The following is a 22254-nucleotide window of genomic DNA, read 5'->3' as shown; positions in this document are numbered from 1 at the left end:
GGTATTCGTCACAGGGCGCCGATCTCCGCGCCGCTGACGGCGCGCGGGCCGTCCTCGAAGGTGAAGCGGAAGACCAGCCGTCCGCTGATCGCCGCGGTCAGGCCCGCCAGTTCCGCGTGGTCGCCGACGCGGCCGATGGTCATGTCGAGTTCGTGGGTGTGCACCCCGCCGGGCAACGTGGTGCCGGGTTTGCCGAACGGGCGGTACACGCTCACCCCCGGCAGTTCGCGGACCCGCTCGCCCCCGTCGATGGCGTCCAGCACGCATTTGCGCCGCGGTGCCGGATGGAACTGCTGGAAGAACACCGCGTCCCGCGGCGGAGGCGGCACGTGGACGTCCTCGCCGAGGGCGATCCGCCCGCCGATCTCGATCAGGTTGACGCCGAGCGCGCGGATCGAAAGTTCGCTGATGCCACCGCCGAGCCGTCCGTTCACCTCGATCAGCCGGGGGCCGTCGGGGGTGAGCTTGAACTCGGTGTGGACCAGGCCGGTGGTGATGCCGAGCGCGGCGATCGCCCCGCGCGCGACGGCCTGCATCTCGTCGTCTTCGGCCCGCTCCAGCGGCGACGGCCAGAACCGGCCGGTCTCCCGGAACGGCGGCACCATCGGCAGTTTCCCGGTGACCGCGAGATCGTCGATCCGGCCTGCCACGACGACGTTCTCCACCGAGACGTAGTCGCCGAAGGCACCGCAATCCCGGCCGGGCAGGTACTCCTCCAGGATCAGCCCGCCCGACGGGTCGTAGCCGGGCGCGCCCTCCGAGAGCAGACGCCGGGCCAGCGCTTCGCCGTCGGCGCTGTCGTGGATCAGGTAGGTGTTCATGCTGGCGCCGCCGTACAGGGGCTTGAGCACGGCGGGCAGACCGGTCTCGGCGACCGCGGCCGCCCACTCGCCCGGCGTGGTGACCGGGTGGAAACGCACGGCGTCGACCCCCGCGGCCCGCAACGCGGACCGCTGCTTCGCCTTGTCGGTCAGGTAGGTCAGCGTCTGCTCGCCCAGGTACGGCAGATCGAGCGCGCGGGCGAGCTCCCCGGTCAGCCGGAGCGCTTTTTCGCTGTAGGTCACGATTCCCGCCGCGCCCCGCGCGGCCAGTTCCCGCGCGGCGCCGTCGACGGACTCGATCGCGGTGACCCGGCCGAACTGCTCCAGCAGCGGGCGCATCGCGGTGGTGTGCTCGTTGACCGGGATCGCGAACAGGCAGGGCGTCAACGACGCCAGGCCGACCGCGATCTCGCCCGGTGGCGCCGCGCCCTGGTCGTAGACGACGACGAGTGGCCCGGTCATCGGGCGGCCGCTCGCGCCGACGCCGGCCGGATGTCGGTCCACACGGTCGCTATGTGCGCGAGGCAGGCCTCCCTGGTGCCGCTGAAGCCCACTTCGCGCCAGCCCTCGGGCGGAGTGGTGGCGGCGGGCCACACGGAGTACTGCTCTTCGTGATTGACGACGACGGTGTAGTTCACGACTGGCTCCCGGTTCGAAGAGTCGGCAAGTTTTCGGTGAAGGCGTCGGCGAGCGCGCGGACCCGCTTGGCGGACAACAGATCCGCGCTGTGCAACCAGGACACGGACAGCCGCGACCCGGCGAACACCGCGTAGCACTCCAGCGCGTACGGCCGGGGCATGGCGGGATCGCGGTCCGCGCCGGTGCCCTCGATGCGCACGGCACCGAGCGCGCCGCCGTCCCGGCCGTCCGCCAGATAGGCCGGAGTGCCCCAGAAGTTGAACAGCAGCCGCGGTCTGGGCAGCGCCGTGAGCCGGGCCCGGACGTCCGCGTCGGGATGCAGGAACCGCGCCGTCTCGAAGCCGAATCCCCGGCCGGGCACCGAGCGGTGCAGCGCTGCGACGTCGTCCGTGCTCGCCGAAAGCGGCAACGCGAACGGGTAAGCCGAGTTGAAGTAGCCGACGATCCGGCTGGGGTCGAGGTCGAGGACGTCCTCACGGCCGTGCCCGCCGAGCTGGACCAGCGCCTCGCCGTCTTCGCCGGTCCACTCGCGCAACGCGGCGCCGAGCGCGCCGAGGAGGCATTCGTAGACCGAAAGCCCGCGTTCGCGCGCAGTCTCGGCGATCGCCCGGCTCGTCGCCTCGTCCAGGACGGTGCGGACGTCGCCGACGGCCCCTTCCACCCCGGCCACGCCGTCCGGGACGACCTGGGCGCACCCCGACCAGTCCCGGTCGAGCCAGTGGCCGGCGCCGAGCCGGGCCGGATCGGTCCGCACGTAACCGGTCAAGGCCGCGGCCCACGCCGCCGGGGACGGGCCGGGACGCTCCAGCGAGCCGTCGTCGCCGTCGCCGTCGCGGAGGATCACGGACAGCTCGTCGGTGATCAGGTCCCAGGAGAACAGGTCGACCATCAGGTGGTGGATCACCACGACCAGCCGGTCCGGGGCGTCGTCGATCCGCAGCAGGCCGAACCGCGCCACCGGGCCCGAGCGCAGGTCGAGCCCTTCGTGCAGGCCGGTGGCGGCTCGATGCGCCCGCTCGTCCACCTCGGAGGCCGGCAGCCCGGTCAGGTCGATCTCGGTGACCGGCGGGGCTTCCGGCACCGCGTACTGACGCGGCTCGCCGGTCAGGTCCAGCCGCGAGCGCACCGCGGGATGCCGCCGGGCCAGCACCCGCACCGCGGCCGTGATCTCGCCGAGGTCGTAGTGGCGGCCGAGATCGTAGGAGACGCCGTGGTTCCAGTGATCCGGGTTCGGTACCCCGCGAGCCAGGAAGGACTGCTGAGCGGGCGTGAGAGGACCGCTGTCGCCGCCGTCCGACTCCGCCGGGTCCTCGAACGGGATGGCGACCTCGGCGAGCTTCTCCACCGTCGGGTGTTCCAGGATGTGCCGCGGCCGCAGCGCGATACCGCGCCGCTTGGCCTCCTGCACGATGCGGATCCCGACGATGGAGTCCCCGCCGAGCGCGAAGAAGCCGTGCCGGATCCCGATCTTGTCGGCCGTGGGCAGATGCGCCGCCCACACCTCGCACAACGTCTCCTCCACCGGCGTGCGCGGCGCGACGTACTCCTCGCGGGAGCGCTTTTCGGCGGCCACGGCCCGCAACGCCCGCCGGTCGACCTTGCCGTTCGCGTTCCAGGGCAAGGAATCCAGCACGATCACCTGGTTCGGGACCATGTAGTCCGGCAGCCGCTCGGCGGCGAACCGGCGCAGATCCTCGGCGTCGAGCGTGCCTCCGATCGAGGCGGTCGCGAAGGCGACCAGCCGGGCGAGACCGTGTTCGTCCAGCAACTCGACGGTGGCCCTCGCGACGTCGGGCGAGGTCTCCAGCAGATGTTCGATCTCGCCGATCTCCACCCGCCTGCCGCGGATCTTGACCTGGCTGTCGGCCCGGCCGAGCAGGACGACCGCGCCGTCCGCACGCCAGTAGCCGAGGTCACCGGTGCGGTACAGGCGGCCGCCGGGGGTGGTGGCGAAAGGATCCGGCACGAACGCCGACGCGGTCATGGCGGGTTCGCCGAGGTAGCCGCGGCCGACGCTGCGCCCGCCGATGTGGATCTCCCCGGTGACACCGGGCGGCACCGGCCGCTGGTCCGGGTCGAGGATGTGCACGGTGACGTTCGGCAGGACCAGCCCGATCGGCGTGTGCCGCGGCTCGTCGGGACCGACGGGGCCGCCCGTCGTGTCGTCAGCGACCTCGGCGGGACCGTAGGCGTTGAGCAGCGGGACGCCGGGCAGCTGGGCGTGCCAGCGGGCGGCCAGGCCGGGGCTCAGGACCTCGCCGGTCGAGACCATCAGGTGCAGGTGCTCGCGCAGGCGCGCGGTGAGCGTGGGGTCGTCGCGGAGTTCGTCCAGCAGGACCGCGATGTAGGTCGGCACCAGTGCCAGGCAGCCGAACCGGTGCCGGACGGCGAGCGCGAGCAGTGCGGCCGGATCGCGGACGACGTCGTCGGGGACGACCCGCACGGTCGCGCCCGCGGTGAGCCCGGCGAACATCTGCCAGATCGACAGGTCGAAGGTCAGCGGCGCGGTCTGCGGGACGGTGGAGCCCGGTTTCAGCCCGTAGTCGGGCACCCGCGTGGCGAGCAGGTTGAGGAAGGACCGGTGCTCGATGCAGGCGCCCTTGGGGCGTCCCGTCGAGCCGGAGGTGAAGATGGCGTAGGCGAGGTCGTCCGGCTCGGGAGCCGGACCGAGGTCGGCGACGTCTCCCGCGGGCGCGTTTCGCAGCTCCGCCAGGCCGAAGCGCGGTCGCCCGGACGCGCCCGCCACGCCGGGGACGGCGATCAGCGCGTCCGCCCGGCGGATCAGATCCGCCTGCCGCGCCGGGGGAGTGGCCGGGTCGACCGGCATGTACGCGGCGCCCGCGAAGAGGATCCCGACCGCTGTCACCAGGAACCAGGCGTCACGCGGGGCGGCCAGCGCGACGAGGCTTTCCTTGCCGATGCCTTCGGCCCGCAGGCGCAGCGCGATCGCGGTGGCGTGACGGCACAGGTCGGCATAGGTGAACGACTCGATGTCGTCCTCCACGGCCAGTGCGTCAGGCGCCTGCCGGAGCACGAGTTCCCGGTACGGAACGGTGCTGTCCAACGGTTCGGTCTCGTTGAACCCGGCGAGCAGTGCCGTCGTGGCGTCGTCGAGCACACCCAGTTCGCTGATCGTCCGGCCCAGGTCGTGCAGGCCCTCCTCCAGCACTACGCCGATCCCGTCGACCAGGTACCGCAGCCGCGCCGGATCGGCGATCGTCGAGCCGGCACGGATTCCGCGTGCGTCGCAGGCGAGCGCCAGCGGGGCGGTGCCGGGTCGATCGCCCCAGACGAGTTCCAGTGTGCGGCTGTCGCCGGGCGTCTCGTGCGCCATCGCTTCGGCGACCGCGGTGCGCACCTCGCCGAGCCATTCCTGGACGGTCAGTTCCGGCCGGGGCCGGAGGAACAGCGGGAACCGCTCACCCGAAGGAGGTCCGGCCAGCAGCGTGATGCCCTGGTGCGCACCGAAACGGCGCAGCACGACGGCGGTCGCGGCCGCGACGACGGTCCAGCCGAGGACGGGGTCGCCACCGGTGATCGTGGCCAGCCGGGCGGCCGCACGCGCGGACCAGTCGGCGGAGGCTTCGGCCCGCTCGGTGCCGAGCGCGTCGAAGAGCCCCGCGACGGCGGTGTCACCGTCGCGCACTTCGCCGTCGTCGCGGCTCGTCAACGGGCTGATACTGGTGCTCATACCGCTCCCTCGGACTCAGAACCGGAAATCGGGCAAGGCGACGGCGGCCGGTGCGGTGCCGGTCAGTTCCAGGAGTGACTCCTTCTCGCCGTTCTCGGCCAGCCGCCGCAACAGGGCTTCGAAGTCCGCGATCCACCCTTCGACGGTCGCGCGCTCGAAGAGGTCGGCCGCGTACTTGACGCGGCCGCGCAGTTCGCCGCCGTACTCCAGCACCGACACGCTGACCGGGTACGCGGGCGCCGACGGGTCGACGTCGAGCAGCTCGACGCCGGGACCGCCGTCGCCGAAGGACTCCGTGATCGGCTCGACCCCCGCGTGGTAGGCGAAGTTGGTCGCGGCGAGCATGGCGCTGCCTCCCGGATGCGCCAGCCGCACGATGCGGTCGGTGGGCAGTTCGGCGTGCGCGAGCGCGGCGAGCTGGGACCGGCGGACGTCGGCGAGGTGGTCGCGGAAAAGGGCTTCGGGCAAGGGTTTCGAGCGGATCGCGACGGTGTTGACGAAGCAGCCGACCACGTCCTCGTCCCGGCGCTCGCGGCCGCTCACCGGGATGGCAACGCTCTGGTCTCGCACGCCGGTGATCTGCCACAACAGGACCGACCACGCGGCCAGCAGCACCATGTTCACCGTCGCGCGCTCGCGGCGGGCGAGTTCCTTGAGCCCGTCGAACAGGGCGTCGTCCAGCTCCAAGGGCAGCACGCCGCCCGAGCCGGGCACGATGGCCCGTTCCGGGTGGCCGGTGGGCAGGGCCACCTCGGGCGCGCCGCCGAGGTAATCCGTCCAGAACCGGGTGAGCTGTTGTCCGCGTTCGCCCGCCAGAGCCTCGTTCTGTTCGCGCACGAGGTCGAAGTAGGTCCGGGCGGGTATGTCGTCCGACGGCCCGCGCGTCAGTTCGGCCAGCAGGATCCGCCAGGACCAGCCGTCGCAGAAGAGGTGGTGCACGGTCAGCGCCAGCGCGTCCCGTTCGGTGTCGGCGAACCGGATCCGGACGAGCTGGGCCCGGACCGGCCGCTCATAGGGCGAAAGCGCCGGACTGATGAGCTCCGCCAGGCCCGCTTCCAGATCCGCTCGCGCGTCGGCGTACGACAGGCGGGAGAGGTCGAGCCGGACTTCTTCCAGTGCGACGGTCCTGCCCGTCTCCACTACCTGACATGGGCCGGATTCGGTGTCCCGTAAGACAGTGCGCAGCATCGGATGCCTGCGGACCAGCTCCGCCAGCCGCTCGCCGACGGCCGCCGTATCGACGACGCCGTCGAACAACAGGATCTCCGGAACGTTGTAGGCGTTCGAGTCCGGGTCGAGCTGTCCGGCTGCCCAGATCGAAAGTTGCTGTCCGGAAAGCGGTCCGGTTTCGGCGGTCGGCACGCTCGTCGCGGGTGACGGCGCCGCGGAAATCTCGGCGGGGATCTCGGCGGCGACGGCTTCGGCGATCCCGCTGATCTCGGTGTGGTCGAACAGATCGAGCACTTCGATGTCGGTGCCGAAGTGCTCGTTGATCCGGCTGACCAGCTGTGCGCCGTTGAGCGAATCGCCGCCCAGCGCGAAGAAGTCGTCGTCCAGCGTGGTGTCCGGCTCCTTGAGCACCGCGCGGACGAACTCGAGAACCTGGTCCGCCACCGACAGTTCCGGTGTTTCGGCGGAATCGGGGGAAGGCGGTGTCGTCTCCAGGGGCCAGCAGTGCTCGTCGAGCAACGGCGCGACCGGGAGCCGGGCCCGCAGTGGCGGAGGTGGCACCGCGGCCCGCAGGTCCAGCTCGAACCCGAGCAGGTACAACACGCGCAGCAACTCCGCAGGGGTGGAGACCGGCCGCAGGTTCGCGGCCGGACGGAGCTCGCGGATCGCGGTGCCGAGCGCGCCGCCGGGCGCGAGATCGAGAACGATCGTCCCGTCGGGAACGGAGGCCAGCGCGGCACCGAGTTTGGTGACGTCCGGCTTCGCGGCGCCGGACGCGTGGGCCAGCACCAGGGCCGGGGCGACCCCCAGATCGGTGACGATCGCGCGGAGACCGGCCGCGTGGATCTCCGCCCGCGCGGCGGGCGACCAGGTCGCGGCAGGTTCGGCTGCGGCCGGGGCGGTGGCCGTGGCGAATCCGCGATAGTCGCGGGCCCAGTCCAGCAACGTCTTCGTGTCAGCGGGCGCGGGGACGCCGCCGACGGCCAGGACGACCGGCGGTGGGGTGGCCACGGCGGTCTCGTCCGGCTCGCTCCCGAGCTCCCGCAGCAACTCGTTCCGGTCGCGGACGACCCACGCGGCACGGTGTGCGAAGTGCTCGCGGCCGACGGCGAGTTGCCGGGCGAGGTCGCCGACACCGGGGGCACCCGCCTGCGACATCACCGAGCGCAACTGTCCAGTGAAGGACCGCAGCCCGGCCTGATCGCGGGCGGAGACCAGGATCACGGACTCACGGTCCGATGTGGACGGTGAGGACGGCCGCGGGCCTTCCTCCAGCACGACGTGCGCGTTGGTGCCGCTGAGCCCGAAACTGCTGATGCCCGCGATCCTCGGCGACCCGTCCGCCGGCCACGGCCGGACGTCACCGACGACCTGGACGGGGCCCGATGCCCAGTCCGCCAAGGGATTGGCCTCGCGGAAGTGCGCGGTCGGGAACAGCTGACCCGCCCGGAACTGGGCGAGGACCCGGAGCAGCCCGGCGAATCCGGCCATGCAGTCCAGATGACCGAAGTTGCCCTTCGCGGAGGAGATCGGGATCCGCCCGGCGTACCCGGGCCAGTTCGCGACGGCCTGGCCGATGCCCTGCAGTTCGATCGGGTCACCGATCTTGGTCGCCGTGCCGTGCGCTTCCAGGTAGCCGATGTCCGCGGGTTCGACGGCGGCGTCATGCCACGCCTTCGTGATGACCTCGGCCTGCCCGGCGGGGCTGGGGGAGGTGAGGCCGTTCGCGCGCCCCGCGTCCTGGTTGACGGCGCTGCCGAGGAGGACCGCGTGCACGGTGTCCCCGTCCCGGCGGGCGTCGGAAAGCCTTTTGAGGACCACGAAACCGCCGCCCTCGCCGAACGTGGTGCCGTCGGCGTCCGCGTCGAACGGACGGCAGCGCCCGGTCGGCGACAGCACGCCGAGGCCGTCGCCGTTCTCGGGACGGCGTGGCGGTGGTCCGAGAATGAGCTCGAAACCACCCGCCAGGGCGAGGTCGTGCTCACCGTTGGCCAGTTTCCGGCGGGCTTCGTGCAGCGCGACCAGAAAGGACGAACAGGCCGTGTCCACGACCGTGGCGGCGCCCCGCAGGTCGAGGTGATACGCGATCCGGCCCGCGGAATAGGCGGGCATGCTCCCGATCACCGCGGGCCCGTCGGTCGCGCGATCGCCGGGAAGCAGTTCTCGCAGCGTCGGTTCGGTTCCGCCGTACGCGGCGACGACCACGGAGGTGTCGCTGCCCCGCAGCTCGGCGGGCGCGTAACCGGCGTCCCCGAGCGCGCCGACGGCGAGGTGCAGCATCCGCCGTTGCCGCGGGTCGATCAGTTCGGCGTCCGCTCGCGAGATCCCGAAATACCGGGGGTCGAAACCGGTGATGTGGTTCAGCCACGCACCGGGCTGGCCGGAGGAATCCGGCGCCAGCCCCGTTTCCCCGGCCCGGTCGCCGGGCATCTGCCCGACGCGATCGGTACCGGAGCGGAAGAGTTCGGTCAACGATTCCCACTCGGTGAGCCCCGGTAATTCGAAGGACACCCCGATGATCGCGACAGAAACGTCGGCCACGCCTGACACGAATTCTCCTCGCTCTCGGATATCGGTTCAATCGGCGCTCGCCGGGCACGGTGAATACCAGGTCGCGGCATGCGGCGGCCTGTTGATCGGCGATTAATCGATTACCCGCTCGGCTGTACCTGCACGTTCGTGAGCAGGACGGATGGCGAGCTGCCTTGCCCCCTGTTCCCCAGTAAGTCCGCCGCATCGCGACGTGATTCGACTGTAACATCGTCGCAGTCCTCGTCAAGGCGCCCGATCGGGATCGTGGTGTTGATTAAACGTGAAGATCCGGATCGGGTGAGGATGCTCCCAGAGATCTGACCGGGAATAATCGGGAAGTGATTACTCCGGACGATCGATAAGCCCCAGTGAAGTGCTGTATTTGTGTTACGCTCGCATTCGGTCCTGCCGCTCCTGCTCAAATTGAAGATACACGCGATGCCGTGCGCGTCAGCAGAGTCGGACTGTTTTCACGAGAATGGAGTAGGCGAGTGTCGACGTTACCCGTGCGGGAGAACTGCGCATCGACAGTGGCGGAGCTGGTCCGGGACATCATTTCAGTGAATGGGACCCGCCCCGCCGTGCGCCACGGCGGAAAGACGTTGAGCTATGCGGAACTGGGCTCCGCCGCAGGTGGCGCGGCAGAAAGCCTGCGCGAACTCGGGGTCCGGCCGGGTTCGGTAGTGGCCATTCTCGTGGATCGGTCACCCTTGTCGGTGGTGGGTGTGGCGGCCGCCTGGGCGGTCGGCGCCGCTTATGTCCACCTCGAAAGTGCGCATCCCGATTCCCGCATCTCGGAAGTACTCGAGCTCGCGGGACCCATGGCGATAATCACCGATTCACACAACGAAAGTAGGGTTCCCACGGTCTTACGGGAGCGAACAGTCGTGGTCGAACGCACACCGCCCGCCCTCTATCGCGTCGATCCCGGCCGGACACCGGAAGAACTCGCTTACCTGGTATTCACCTCGGGTTCGTCCGGGAAGCCGAAGGCGGTCGAGGTCACCCACGGCGCGGTGACGAATTACCTCGAGGGTTTCACCAAGGGTTTGGCCGGACTGGAAATCGGCAGCTACGGCCTGGCCACGACCTTCGCGGCCGACCTGGGCAAAGTCTCGGTGTACGGCGCCTTGCTCACCGGTGCCCGGCTCGACATCTACGACCGCGAGACCATCTTGGACCCGGTGGCCTTCGCCGCGGAGATCCGGGAGCATCCGGTCGACTGGGTCACGCTGGTGCCGTCCCAGATGGAGGCGATCGCCGGCACGGGCGACGTCGCCGACGTGCTGCCCGCCCGGGCGGTCATGCTCGCCGGGGAGGCGTTCCCGCCCAGACTCGCCGAAGCCATCCTGGCCGCGAGGCCGGATCTCAAGGTCTACAACGGATACGGCCCTTCCGAGGCCACGATCGTGGTGACCATGCACGAGGTCCGGGTCGAGCCCGGCGCCGCCAGGGTACCGATCGGCCTGCCCTTGTCGGGTACCGAATTCCGGGTGCTGGACGAGCGGCGCGCGTCCGTCCCGGACGGTGTGCCCGGTGTCCTCCACATCGGAGGGGCGTCACTGGCCCGCGGCTACCGGAACGACCCCGGGCTGACCGCGGCGAAGTTCCCCGAGGTCGAGGGGACCCGCTTCTACTGCACGGACGACGTCGTCGTGCGGCGCGAGGGAGGGGAACTGGAGTACCTCGGCCGCGCCGACGGCCAGCTGAAGATCCGCGGTCACCGTATCGAGCCGGGCGAGGTCGAGGCCGCCTTGCTCGCCCTGCCCGGGATCCGGCAGGCGGTGGTCGCGGGCGAACGATCCGCGGAAGGACCGCTGGAACTGGCCGCCTACGTGGTCGGCCCGGAAAACCCCGCCGGGCTGGGGAAGAAGCTGCTGGAGCGGCTGCCGCCCGAACTGGTGCCCAGCCGCTTCCACCTGGTCCCCCGGATCCCGGTCACGGTCAACGGCAAGGTCGACACCGCGGAACTGCGCGCCCTCGCCGCGGAACCGTCTGACCTGCGAAACGAGCCCGCCGAACCGCCGGAATCGCCGGACGAACACGTCATCGCCCGGGTGTGGTGGGAGGTATTGGGGCGGGCCGACATCGGGCGGAGCGACCGATTCCTGGAGAGCGGCGGAGACTCGTTCAAGGCGCTGGCCGTATTCGCGCGGCTGCGCAAACATTACCCCGGAATCACCATCGCCCAGCTCTTCGACCAGCCGACCATCGCCGATTTGGCCAAAGCGCTGGGTGGTAGTGCACCGGTGGCGGCCGTACCGGTTGTCGAACTTTGATCAACCGACAGAAATATCACCGGCGGTAGTCGGCCCCGGGTGGCGGAACACCACTTTGGCGGTATAGACCACCACCGGGCGCTGCTTATCCTGCTCCGGGGTCGCCCACGGATAGCGGGCGGCTATCATCTGGCGCACTGGGGAGTACGTCCGAAATCGCACCGGCGGGTTACCGGTGCGATTTCGGTTGCGCGCGTTCCCGGTGCCACAGTGGCGACACCACCGAGATGAACAATGGGGGTACCACAGCATGAGGAAATCACGATTCAGGAAGGCGACGGCCGTTCTCGCCGCCGCCCTGCTGGTCATACCGCAATTGGCCACGAGTACGGCGCAGGCGACCGGCGGAGGACCCGCGAACTGGCTGGCCGAACGTATGTCGGACCAGGTCACCGGCGCGAATTCGGCTCGCCACCTGCGCGAATTGATGGCCGCGACGGCGGCGAACGGCGGCCACCGCGATTCGGCGTCGCCGGGCTACACCGCCTCGGCGGATTATCTGACCGGAAAACTCCGGGCCGCGGGCTACCAGGTCCAACGCCAGGAATTCTCTTTCCGTGACTACGCCATCCACTCCGAACGTGCGGAAGTGGTTTCGCCGAACGCCCGCACGCTGCGGCCGCTCATCGTCAGGTTCGCCGTCTCGACGCCTGCCGAAGGGCTGACCGCGACCGTCGCCGTACCCGCGGTCAAGGACACCGGGTGTACCGCCGAGGACTACGCGGGACAGGACGTGCGGGGCAAGATCGTCCTGGTCAGGGTCGGGGACTGTTTCATCACGCAGAAGCAGAACACCGCCGCGGCCGTGGGCGCGGCGGCCATGCTGATGAACGCGGACTCGCCGAACCCCGATCTCAACCTCCGCTACCGGATGGTTCCGCCCGAGGACGCCAAGATCCCGTCGGCGACCCTGCCCCGCGGTGAATCCGAACGGCTCGCCGCCGACGTGGCCGCCGGCCCGGTCACCGTCCGGCTCGACCTGCGCGGACAGGACTCGACCACCAAGACGTTCAACCTGCTGGCCGACACCCCGACCGGCCGCGCGGACAACACGATCGTCATGGGCGCGCACCTGGACAGCGTGGACACGACGCCCGGCGCCAACGACAACGGCGCCGCCGCCGCGACCGTGCTGGAGACGGCGCTGCAGCTCAAGCGCTACGCGCCGTTGCTGCGCAACAAGGTTCGCTTCGCCTGGTGGGCGGCGGAGGAGAAGGGCCTTTCCGGGTCGCAGTACTACGTCGACCAGTTGAGCCCGGAACAGCGGAAGCAGACCGCCCTGTACCTGAACCTGGAGATGATCGGCTCGCCGAACTTCGCCCGCCAGGTCTACAGTGGACAGACGCCCGAAGGGCCCGCCCCGGCCGGCTCCGCGAAGATCTCGCAGCTGGTCCACGGCTACTTCGCCGACCAGAAGCTCCCGACCGTCGATCTGGTGCTGGACGGTCGATCCGACCACACCGCGTTCGTCAACGCCGGGATCGCCGCCGGTGGCGTGAACGCGGGCTCGGACCGGTTGAAGTCCGCGGAGTGGGTGAAGCTGTTCGGCGGCGTCGAAGGGCAGATGCTGGATCCCTGCTACCACCAGGGATGCGACGGCTACAGCAACGTGAACCAGACCATCTTCGACCAGTTCAGCCGGTCCATGGCATGGGCGGTCGGCCGGTTCGCGATCACGACGGCGGATGTCAACGGCCGCAAGTGAGCCTGAAGTGACGGCGGCGGGCGCTCACGGGCGCCCGCCGCGGTCAAGGGCGGGTCGCGGAATCGGTTCCTTGTCGATGGGGATGATCGTGACGGCCTTCGGGAGGATGGGGCGGCCGGTCATGAACCACGAAAGCCCGAACGCCACCACGCCCAGGGTCTCCCACCAGAACACCCAGGATGTGGTGGTTCGGAGGTCGTCGCTGGTCGTCGCGATCACCAAGGCGGAACCGGCGACCGAGAGGAGGATCAGGCCGCCGCAGATGCGGTGAATCTTTCGCCTCCAGGGAGCGGGGGCGGCTTGATGCAAACGAACTTTCTGGTTGACTTGCCGGTCCTCGTCGTTGGCGTGGGACTCGACGCACTCTCGATCGCGGGCCGTCGACAGTCACCCTCGGGGAGCGGATGTTTCTGGGGATTTCTTTGCCAGGACGCGGGTTCTGCGGAACCTGACGACGTTGTGTCAAGGACTTCCGTTTCGAGTGGTCGTGGCCCGTGACTCCCGCAATGCTGCTTGGGGGTGCTCGCGACTTGTGATCGAGCGGCTTCGCAAAATCACCCGGTAGTGGTGAATATGCAGGATTCGTTGTTGCTTAAAATTACGAACACCTGTTCGATGGATTTTGGTATTATGAAGAGGTGTCCGAGACCTTTGTTCCCGAGTTGCCGCAGGAGTTGTGGCGCGCTGGCAAGCTGGAGCTTGCTCACGGCGTGCAGCAGTTCTTGCAGGTGATGCGGGTCGCTTCCGCCGGTTTGGGGCGATATCTGGCGGAGGTCGAGGCTCGGGGCGTCAAGGATTTGTTCGGGTATGGGACGACGGTGGCGTGGTTCGCCGATGTCGCAGGACTGAGTCAGGGCGAGGCGCGGCCGTATGTGAGGCGTGCTGTCGATCTGAACCCCACGCGTGCCCTGGACGGCACCGAGATCCCGGCTTTCGCACCCGCCACCAGCGTGGCGGCGGCGGAGGGCGCGATCGGCGAGGAACGGATCAAGCAGATCGTGGAGATCCTCCGGAAAATCCCCGCCGAGGTATCGGTGGAGGATCGGGAGCACGCGGAGACAACCCTCGCCGACCTCGCCCGAAGAGCCGGACCCCAGCAGATATCGGACCTCGGGGACCAACTGCTGGGCTGGCTCGACCCGGACGGCAAGGAACCGAAAGACCCCGAACCCGCCCAACCCCGTCGCGAGCTGACCCTGGAGCGCCGCAAAGACGGCTACTGGAAACTGAACGGCCTCCTCGATGACGAGTCAGGGGCCCGGACCGCCGCGGCACTCGAGGCTTACGCCAAGCCTCGCCCGATGGATGAGTTCGGCCAAGCCGATCTGCGCACGAAGGCCGAGCGTCAGGGCGATGCCTGGGCCGAGCTGCTGGACTTGGCGATCGCGTGCCCGGACCAGCCCGGCACCAGCGGCTACCGCACCCTGATCCACGTCACCATCGGCCTCGACGAACTGAAGTCCGGTCTGGGCACGGCGTGTGTGGACTTCGTCGGAAAGATGACCGCCCGCGAAGCACGGATGGCGGCCTGCGACTGCCTGATGCTCCCGGTGGTGATGAACGCGGCTGGTGAGCCGCTGGACGTAGGACGGCTGAGACGGTTCGTCACCCCCGGCCAACGACGCGCGTTGAACATCCGGGACGGAGGCTGCGCGTTCCCCGGCTGTCATCGGCGGCCGAAGAACTGCCACGCCCACCACATCCATCACTGGGCAGACGGAGGCCCCACCGACCTCCGGAACCTCGTGCTGCTGTGCGGTTTTCATCACCGGCTGGTCCACCACGGGGATTGGGAAGTCCGGATGGCCGGGGATGGGCTACCGGAGTTCATCCCGCCCCAGTATCTGGATCCGTTACGACGATCCCGGCGCAACACACGTGTGTGACCCGAGGAGCCCGCCCGCCACACCGGCGACGGGCCCCTCGGCATGCCCACATCACGCAAAACCCGGGCAAACGACTGAGCTTCCTCGGTTGTCCGGAGAATCGGGGCAACGCCAGCTCGTCAACTTTCAGTGGTGCTGGTCTTGCGGGGCTAGTGGCGGAGCGCGAGGGCACCTTCGTCCAGGCAGCAGATTGCCGACGACAAAGGAGCCACGCCGGCCCAGATCGCTCTCGCCTGGGTGCTGGCGCAGGAGCCGTGGTTCGTGCCGATCCCTGGCACCACCAAGCCGCAACGTCTGGAAGAGAACCTGGGCGCACTCGACGTCGAGCTGACAACCGGCGATCTACATCGGATCGAAGAGGCCGCGGCCGACATTCGGATCCAGGGCGAACGTGTCCCTGAGCAGTCGCAGTCACGGTTCGGCCGCTGAACCCCTGCGCGAACGCGAGAACACCCCGCCTTCACGCTCAGATCCTCTTGTGAAAGCACACCCGATCATGACCAGGCCCGTCGTAGTCGCCGTGCAGGGGAAGCCCGTCGACCACCCGGTCCCCGGGTTCGAGCGCGAACCCCATGGCGCGGTGAAAGGCGATCGATCCGGTGTTGCCCGGCGAGGTGATCGCCCGCACCTCCGTCCGGCCGGCCTCGGCGGCACGCTGGAAGAAGGTCGTGTACAGCCGGCGAGCGGTGCCCTGTCCGCGAAGCTTCGGGTCCACTCCAACGAAATGGATGTACGCCTCCACGTCATTGTTGGCGGCGTAGAAGCCGACAAGGAAAGCCCTGACACCGGTTTCGTCCTCCATGACCAGGCTCGTGCCGGAGAAGAACTGCAAGAACAGCTTGGGGAGCAAGAGGGAGAGTTCTCGGGCCTGCGCGGGAGTGCGTGAGTCGCCCCACCACCGGTGCACCCGGTCGACGATCGCGCCGTGGTCGGTCACGCGGGCTTGCCGCAGCTCGGACATGCCGCTCCCTCTCGGAGATGATCTCGGCCGACACCGTTGTACCAGGGACCATAAATATGGCGACGTCCGCGTTCTTCCCGGTGACAATGGCCGTCATGGCGGAGGTCGAGGTCGTTGTCGCGCATCACGAGTGCGCGACGCTGCGGGTCGGTGAGCTGTTCCTGAAGATCGACACCGATCAGGCACGCGCCGATGTCGAGGTCGAGGCGATGAGCCTGGCGCCGATCCCGACTCCGGAGGTGCTGTGGCGGAAGCCGCCCGTGCTCGCGCTCGCCGCGCTGCCCGGCAGGGCGCTCGGCCGTCTCGGCGAGCCGTCCACCGCGTCGCCGGAGGCCTGGGCCGCGGCGGGGGCCGCCGTGCGGAGGGTGCACGACGCGCCCTTGCCCCCGTGGCCGGGCCGGAGTCCTGGCGATTTCGCGGCGGACCTCGACAGGGAATGCGAGTGGCTCGTCGCGAACAGCGTCCTGCCTGCCGACCTGGTCACGCGCAACCGCGAGATCGCCGAGGCCGCGCTCCGGCCGTGGACGCCGGTGTTCATCCACGGTGACCTGCAGATAGCGCACGTCTTCACCGACGGAGACGAGATCACCGGTGTGCTCGACTGGACCGAGGCCGCCCGGGGCGACGCGCTGTTCGACCTCGCCACCTTGACGCTCGGACACGAGGAGCACCTCGGCGACGTGATCGACGGCTACGCCGCCGACGTCGACCTCGACGTGATCCGCGCGTGGTGGTCGACGCGCAGCCTGCTGGGGATCCGCTGGCTGGTCGAGCACGGCTTCGATCCGGCCGCGCCGGGCTGCGAGATCGACGTCTTGAAATCCGGAATGTAGCTGTACCGCCATGGCGTCTCGACTTTGTTCCCGTGATCACCTGAGTATCAGGGGATGGGTGGAGGATTCTGGCGGGATCTGGGCGCATTGGGCAGGTCCGCGGGGCTGGCCGGTCCGGTGCGGGGGGTCCGGCGCCGCGCGGCGGAGTACGTCGCGGCGTATGGCGGGGTGGTCGCCCCGATCGTCGATGCCGCGGTGGGCGACCCTGGGCTGCGTGAGCATGTGGGGCGCTCGCTTTGTTCGGCGGGCGCCAAGGCCGGTTTTCTGATCCAGGGATACACGACGATGGCCGGGGTGCCGTTCAGAGCGGATTTGGCGGTACTCGGAGGCGCGGTCGCGCGGTTGTACGACGACCTGCTCGACGAGTTCGGCTCCGAGGAGCTTGTCCGGAGATTGTCCGTGCTGTTCGACGGCGGCCCGTTCTCGCCACGCAACGATGTCGAGCGGCTCTTGTGCGAGCTCTATCGCGAGGTGGAACGGCGGCTCGGCCGTGGCCGGGACGATCCGATCTTCGCGGCGTTGACGGCGGTGCACGAACATCAGGCACGATCCCGCCAGCAGAGTGATCCGGCGATCCCGGCGTTGACTTTGGCGGAGATCACCGAAGCCAAGGGCGGGGCGGCGATCGTCGTGCTGTTCGCGTTGATGCGGCCGTCGATGAGCGACCGCGAAATGTCGTTGATCCGCGACGTGGGCGGTGTGCTGCAGCTGCTCGACGACTATCAGGACGTGGCGCTGGACCGGCAGGCCGGGGTGGTGACGGCCGCCGTCCGCGGCGAGGTGACCTTGAGTGACATCTGTCGGCTGTTTCGGGTGATGCGGAGGCCGCTCAGCGACTACTATGGGCGCATTCGACCCTTTTCCGCGGTGCTCTACGCCATTCTGTGGATAGCCTTTCTCCGGCTGCACTGGCCAGGATTGGGGGTCGGCGGACCGCCCGCGTCGACGCCGTTCGGCGTGCTGGTGCGGCCGGGCGACAATCTGGTGCAGAAGGCAGGACAGCGGCGACACGGGAATTGATCAGCGGTTCGACGGTCGGAGGATGGTGAGAATGGTGCCGGACAGCGCCCCCTTCGAACCGATTACGCTCCGTCCCGATCTTGCGATACCGCTGCCGCCTTCCCGCTGGGGAACCGATTCCCTTCTGCGGGGCTTGACGATGCTCCGGGAACCGGCGTTCGCGCGGGCGCATCGGCAGACTCTCTGGCTGGTGACGGCGGCGGTCGCGCTGGTGGCGATGGGGCAGTTCGTGGTCGCCGGCGCTTTCCGCGAGGCGTTCACCGTAGGCGGCGTCGCGCTGGTGGTGTACACGGCGTTGCGGGCGATGGTGCTGGTCGCCGACGAGCGACGCCAGTACGCGTTCGAGCCCGTGTGGCTGGCCGAGCGGTCGGCGTCGTTGCGGGACGGCCGGTTCGAGGTGATGCGCGTCGTCGTGGACGGCGAGGTCCGCGACCTCACGGATCCTGAAGACGTGCGGGACCTGCGGCGCCGGTACGACGACGCCCGGGTCAAGCTGGACTTCGTCTATCCGGCGGCCGGCTGGGAACGCGTGTACCGGCGGCTGGGGGATCTGGAGTTCCGCCGCACCTTGAAGCCGGGAGCGCAGGCTCAGGTGCGGTTCCCGCAGGCACGGTATGGCCTGCAACCGTCCGGCAGGCGGACTTATTGGCTGCTGGGCACCCCTGTGGTGATCACCGTCGCCGCGCCAGCCGATCACGAAGCAGCGCGTGCCGGAACTGGTAGTACGGACCGACCTGGCGCAGCACCCCGAGACGGCGTGCGTCGTCCAGGAAGGTCATGAGCCGCAACGGAGTGACGCCCCACAGCGCCAGCCAGACCCGCGTGGTGGTGGAACGTCCCGACGCGCTGGTGGACTGAACGATCAGAGCCAGGCCGAAGGCGCCGAGCAGCGCGCCGACCGCCGCGCCCAGCAGGCCGACCAGGACCGGATTGTCGATCGGGACCACCAGCCCGCGGGTGGCCGCGCCGACCACCCCGCCCATGAACGCGCCCACCAGGGCACCGACCAGACCGCCGAGCCCGGCGGCGTACAGGACGGCGAATCGGTCGCTTCGCATCACGCTGGCGGGGGTGACGGCCTCGCGTGGTTCGGTCGGCTCGGTGAACCGGCGGACCACACCGAAGGCGATCCCGAAGACCAGGCCGATCGCGATGCCGAATCCCCCGCCGTAGAGGATCCCGACCACCAGCCCGCCGACCACGGCGCCGATCAGGCCGAATCCCAGATCTCTGGTGAGCTCGCTGCGGCGCAGCATCCGAGGGACGAACCGCCGCGGCGCCTCGGTCGGGACGAGCCCGAGTGCCAGACCGCCGGTGAGGCCGACGGCGAGCCCGAGCAGCGCGCCGAAACCGGGACGGCCGAACAAACCGAACATCAGCCAGCCCAGCAGGGTGCACGCGCCCCCGCCGACGAGCATCCCGGTGCCGATGAACACCGCTTTCGGAACCGCGCGATACAGCCGCCACCAAGCGATGTCGCCCTCGGTCATCCGGGCGAGAGCGGCGAGCCAGCGCTCGGCCTTCGCCGGATCCCAGTGCCGCGACGGACGTGACGCGGTGGCGAGAGCGGAAGGTGGCCGGTAGGCGAACACCTGCACGGCGAAGGCGTCGAGCAGGTGTTCTTCGACTTGCCGGGCGTCGGGAAGTTCCAGCAGTTCCGCCGGAGTGGTGCTGGGATCGGCGTAAGCCGTGCGGGCGAGATAGAGCATCAGTGGCGTGCGGAGTGCTTCGGCGACCGGTCCGCCGTCGTCCTCGGTGAGCTGGGCCAGTACCGGGTCCCACCGGTCGAGTTTCGTGGTGGGCGCGACGTCGAGCAGGTACTCCGCCGCGATGTCCGCGGTCAAGGGCAGCAACCGCACCACCAACGCGTCGCGGACGATTCCGGTCGCTTCGAATTCCGCGGTCCGGGACGTCAGGACCAGCGGCTCGCCGCTGCGGCGATCGAGCCCGATCGTCTGCAACGCGGCCGTCCGGCGGTCCTCGGCCATTTCGTCCAGCCCGTCCAGCACCGGCAGGATCCGGTGCTGCGCCAGGAGATCCCGGACGGCGGTGGCCCCGTATCGCGCCTCGTTGCCGAGGAACGGGTAGAACTCGAGGATGCTGCGGATGAGCCAGGCGTGGAAGTCGTCGGACGGATTCCAGGAGGAGATCTGCAGCAGTACCGGCGCCCGCGATGGTGACGGCCGGCGCAGCAACTCCAGCGTCAGCAACATGCACAGGCCCGTCTTGCCCGATCCGGGCTCACCGATCACCACGAGCCGTCGAGGGGCGTCGGCGTACGAGGTGACGAGCTCGGCCAGATCACCGGTGGCCGAGCCGTTCTTCGCCTCCCAGCGCAGCGGCAGCCCATCCGCCTCGTCGAGAAGTCTTCGGCCGGCTTCGGCTTCCCACTGGGTGCGAACCTCCCAGGCCAGTGCCTCGGCGGCCCGGTCCAGTTGCTCCGACGTGCTCGACGCGTCCTGTCTGGATCGCCAGCGCAAAGCGGTGACGAGCTGCGCCAACGCGGCGCCTCCCGAAATGATGGTCAGCAACGTGGTCGCCGTGGCGGCGCCGTAGCGGCTCCACATGATCGCGAGCCCCAACGCCAGCGCCACCCAGAGGGCCGCCCGCCCCAACACCGCCCGTCGAGACACCGGCGCCCTCCTCGCGTCGCGAACCAAAGTACGTATCTTGTCACGCGCCGAGGGGGCGGCGGGACGACAAATCCAGGTACATCAATCTGCGTTGATGTACCCTCCCTCTCGTGACGATCACCGGGATGTCCGAGCCGCCGCCGTTCGTGCGGCTGGCGAGTGAACCGCTGCGCTGGCGATTGCTGCGCGAACTGGCGCACGGCGATCGCCGGGTGCGGGAGCTGGTGGAGAGCGTCGGGCAGCCGCAGAACCTGGTGTCGTACCACTTGCGCAAGTTGCGGGCAGCGGAGCTGGTCACGGCGCGGCGGAGCAGCTTCGACGGCCGGGACACCTATTACCACCTCGATCTCGAACGGTGCGCGGATTCGTTGGCCGAGGCGGGGAGCGCGCTGTACCCCGGTCTCGTGCCGAACCTGGGGAGTGAGAAGCGAACGGCGTCCCGGCCCAAGGTGCTGTTCGTGTGCACCGGCAACAGTGGCCGGTCACCGATGGCCGAGGCGTTGCTGCGACATCGAGCCGGTGCGTCGGTCGAGGTGTCCAGCGCGGGAAGTCATCCGAAACCGTTGCATCCCCACGCCGTGCGGGCCCTCGCCGAGCGCGGCATCGCCTTGACTCACGAACCGGCCTCAGTGGACGGTCTTCGTCGCCACCGTTTTCAGTGGGTGATCAGCCTGTGTGATCGTGTCCGCGAGGTCTGCCCGGAATTCCCCGGTCATCCGCGCGTCGTCCACTGGAGCCTGCCGGATCCGGCCAGGGAAGCCGACGAACTGGGGGAGACCTATCCGGCGTTCCGCCGCCTCGCCGTCGAGCTCGACCGCCGGATCGGGTTTCTCACCGCCCAGCTCGGTTCGCCCGCCCGATGACGGAGGAACCCGGGACGCCGGGAAAGTCCACAAAGGATGAAACCGCCGCGCCGAGCCTCGGGAAAGTGCTGAAGGAATGGGGGCGGATCGGGTGCATCGGCTTCGGCGGCCCGCCGACTCACATCGCGTTGCTCCGTAAGTTGTGCGTGCAGCGCCAGAAGTGGTTGTCGGACCACGAATTCGAAGACGCGATCGCCGCCTGCAACCTGCTGCCCGGCCCGGCGTCGACCCAGTTGGCGATCTTCACCGCCTGGCGGGTGCGCGGACGCGTGGGAGCGCTGGTCGGGGGTGCGGCGTTCATCGTTCCCGGTCTCGTCGTGATCTTGGGGCTGGCGGCACTGTTCCTCACCGGGTCTCCGCCTGCCTGGGTCCGTGGGGCCGGAGCGGGCGCGGGCGCGGCGGTCGCCGCCGTCGCGGTGCACGCGGGCGCCGGCCTGGTCCCGGCGGGCTGGCGGCGTGCGGCCACCACCAGCCGGATTCGCTGGGCCCTGTACGTCCTCGCGGGTATCGCGTCGGCGGCCACGCTCGGTCCGTGGCTGGTGCTGGTCCTGCTCGGCTGCGGGTTGATCGAACTGACCGCGCACCGCACGCGGACCGGTGGAGCGGGTACGGCGCTTCTCGCCGTACCCGCCCAATCGTGGGCCACCGCGGTCGCGGGCGCCGGTGTGTTCGCGTCCGTGGCGTGGGTGGCCCTCAAGGTCGGGATGCTGTCCTACGGCGGCGGCTTCGTGATCATCCCGCTCATGCAGGACGACGCGGTGAACACCTACCACTGGATGAGCGCCGGGCAATTCCTCAACGCGGTCGCCCTCGGCCAGGTCACCCCGGGGCCGGTGGTGCAGACCGTCGCCGTCGTCGGGTACGCCGCGGCCGGGCTCGCCGGTGGCATCCTGGCCGCACTGGTCGCCTTCGCCCCGTCGTTCCTGTTCGTCTTGTTCGGTGCCAAGCACTTCGACCGGCTTCGCGGCAATCCGAACGTGCGGGCGTTCCTCGACGGCGCGGGCCCGGCCGCTGTCGGCGCGATCCTCGGCTCGGCGATCCCGCTCGCGCTCAGCCTGACCCAAGCGTGGCAGTACGCCGTCCTCGCCGGTGCCGTGATCCTGTTGTTCGCGCTACGGCGTGGCGTGGTGACCACGATCCTCGCCGCGGCCTGCGCGGGGACGGTGCTCGCGCTCGCCGGCGTGCCCTTGCCGATTTGAATGTAGCGAGGAAACGGGCAAA

General features: G+C 69.6%; 16 protein-coding genes. 9 read left to right on the top strand and 7 right to left on the bottom strand.

The features are described 5' to 3' along the window. Window positions 1-8 precede the first annotated feature (8 nt). From ACLJRM_RS31520 to ACLJRM_RS31505, 4 genes are read right to left on the bottom strand one after another with little or no spacing between them, the layout of a single operon-like run. Entirely contained in the window at window positions 9-1283 is a 1275-nt protein-coding gene (locus ACLJRM_RS31520; protein WP_410665122.1) for an acetyl-CoA carboxylase biotin carboxylase subunit family protein, read from the bottom strand. Next, the gene (locus tag ACLJRM_RS31515) at window positions 1280-1459 is read right to left on the bottom strand and encodes an MbtH family protein (protein WP_101607084.1); all 180 of its coding nucleotides are present in this window, start codon (window positions 1457-1459) and stop codon (window positions 1280-1282) included. Before ACLJRM_RS31515 ends, ACLJRM_RS31520 begins: the two co-directional genes overlap by 4 nt. After that, window positions 1456-5151 (bottom strand): amino acid adenylation domain-containing protein, encoded by a 3696-nt coding sequence (locus tag ACLJRM_RS31510; protein WP_410665121.1) that lies wholly within the window; start codon window positions 5149-5151, stop codon window positions 1456-1458. Before ACLJRM_RS31510 ends, ACLJRM_RS31515 begins: the two co-directional genes overlap by 4 nt. A 15-nt stretch (window positions 5152-5166) precedes the next feature. Beyond that, on the bottom strand, window positions 5167-8862 hold the full coding sequence (locus tag ACLJRM_RS31505) for a condensation domain-containing protein (RefSeq protein ID WP_410665120.1): 3696 nt from the start codon (window positions 8860-8862) through the stop codon (window positions 5167-5169). Between the two features lie 359 nt (window positions 8863-9221). Here ACLJRM_RS31505 and ACLJRM_RS31500 point away from each other — a divergent pair, with 359 nt between their 5' ends. Beyond that, complete coding sequence (locus ACLJRM_RS31500; protein WP_410665119.1) at window positions 9222-11132, top strand: non-ribosomal peptide synthetase; 1911 nt, start codon at window positions 9222-9224, stop codon at window positions 11130-11132. Window positions 11133-11382: 250 nt separating this feature from the next. Next, a complete protein-coding gene (locus tag ACLJRM_RS31495) occupies window positions 11383-12837 on the top strand; it encodes a M28 family peptidase (RefSeq protein WP_410665118.1) in 1455 nt (484 codons plus the stop codon). Window positions 12838-12861: 24 nt separating this feature from the next. On the opposite strand, the gene ACLJRM_RS31490 is transcribed toward ACLJRM_RS31495, so the two are convergent. Continuing rightward, a complete protein-coding gene (locus tag ACLJRM_RS31490) occupies window positions 12862-13059 on the bottom strand; it encodes a hypothetical protein (protein ID WP_410665117.1) in 198 nt (65 codons plus the stop codon). Window positions 13060-13475: 416 nt separating this feature from the next. Here ACLJRM_RS31490 and ACLJRM_RS31485 point away from each other — a divergent pair, with 416 nt between their 5' ends. Beyond that, window positions 13476-14723, top strand: coding sequence for a DUF222 domain-containing protein (locus ACLJRM_RS31485; RefSeq protein WP_410665116.1), 1248 nt, complete (start codon window positions 13476-13478; stop codon window positions 14721-14723). Window positions 14724-14912: 189 nt separating this feature from the next. Then, window positions 14913-15152, top strand: coding sequence for an aldo/keto reductase (locus tag ACLJRM_RS31480; protein WP_410665210.1), 240 nt, complete (start codon window positions 14913-14915; stop codon window positions 15150-15152). 37 nt (window positions 15153-15189) lie between these two features. On the opposite strand, the gene ACLJRM_RS31475 is transcribed toward ACLJRM_RS31480, so the two are convergent. Further along, window positions 15190-15684 carry a GNAT family N-acetyltransferase gene (locus ACLJRM_RS31475; RefSeq protein ID WP_410665115.1) on the bottom strand — a complete coding sequence of 165 codons (495 nt, stop codon included), beginning with the start codon at window positions 15682-15684 and terminating at the stop codon, window positions 15190-15192. Window positions 15685-15740: 56 nt separating this feature from the next. On the opposite strand from ACLJRM_RS31475, the gene ACLJRM_RS31470 reads away from it, so the two are divergent. From ACLJRM_RS31470 to ACLJRM_RS31460, 3 genes are all read left to right on the top strand, one after another. Beyond that, window positions 15741-16517 carry a phosphotransferase family protein gene (locus tag ACLJRM_RS31470; protein ID WP_410665114.1) on the top strand — a complete coding sequence of 259 codons (777 nt, stop codon included), beginning with the start codon at window positions 15741-15743 and terminating at the stop codon, window positions 16515-16517. 54 nt (window positions 16518-16571) lie between these two features. After that, the gene (locus ACLJRM_RS31465) at window positions 16572-17537 is read left to right on the top strand and encodes a hypothetical protein (RefSeq protein WP_146044422.1); all 966 of its coding nucleotides are present in this window, start codon (window positions 16572-16574) and stop codon (window positions 17535-17537) included. A gap of 139 nt (window positions 17538-17676) precedes the next feature. Further along, window positions 17677-18318: a hypothetical protein gene (locus ACLJRM_RS31460; RefSeq protein WP_146044421.1), complete on the top strand. Its 642-nt coding sequence runs from the start codon at window positions 17677-17679 to the stop codon at window positions 18316-18318. Here the strand turns inward: ACLJRM_RS31460 and ACLJRM_RS31455 are convergent. Further along, a complete protein-coding gene (locus ACLJRM_RS31455; protein WP_410665113.1) occupies window positions 18209-20170 on the bottom strand; it encodes an NACHT domain-containing protein in 1962 nt (653 codons plus the stop codon). The genes ACLJRM_RS31460 and ACLJRM_RS31455 overlap by 110 nt on opposite strands. Window positions 20171-20295: 125 nt before the next feature. Here ACLJRM_RS31455 and ACLJRM_RS31450 point away from each other — a divergent pair, with 125 nt between their 5' ends. Next, window positions 20296-21033, top strand: a complete 738-nt coding sequence (locus ACLJRM_RS31450) for an ArsR family transcriptional regulator (RefSeq protein WP_410665209.1) — start codon at window positions 20296-20298, stop codon at window positions 21031-21033. Next, complete coding sequence (gene chrA, locus ACLJRM_RS31445; RefSeq protein ID WP_101607095.1) at window positions 21030-22232, top strand: chromate efflux transporter; 1203 nt, start codon at window positions 21030-21032, stop codon at window positions 22230-22232. Before ACLJRM_RS31450 ends, chrA begins: the two co-directional genes overlap by 4 nt. Window positions 22233-22254: the final 22 nt, after the last annotated feature.

It is taken from the genome of Amycolatopsis sp. lyj-84 (assembly GCF_046549075.1).
Taxonomy (GTDB): Bacteria; Actinomycetota; Actinomycetes; order Mycobacteriales; family Pseudonocardiaceae; genus Amycolatopsis.
This window is presented reverse-complemented; position numbering and strand designations above follow the sequence as displayed.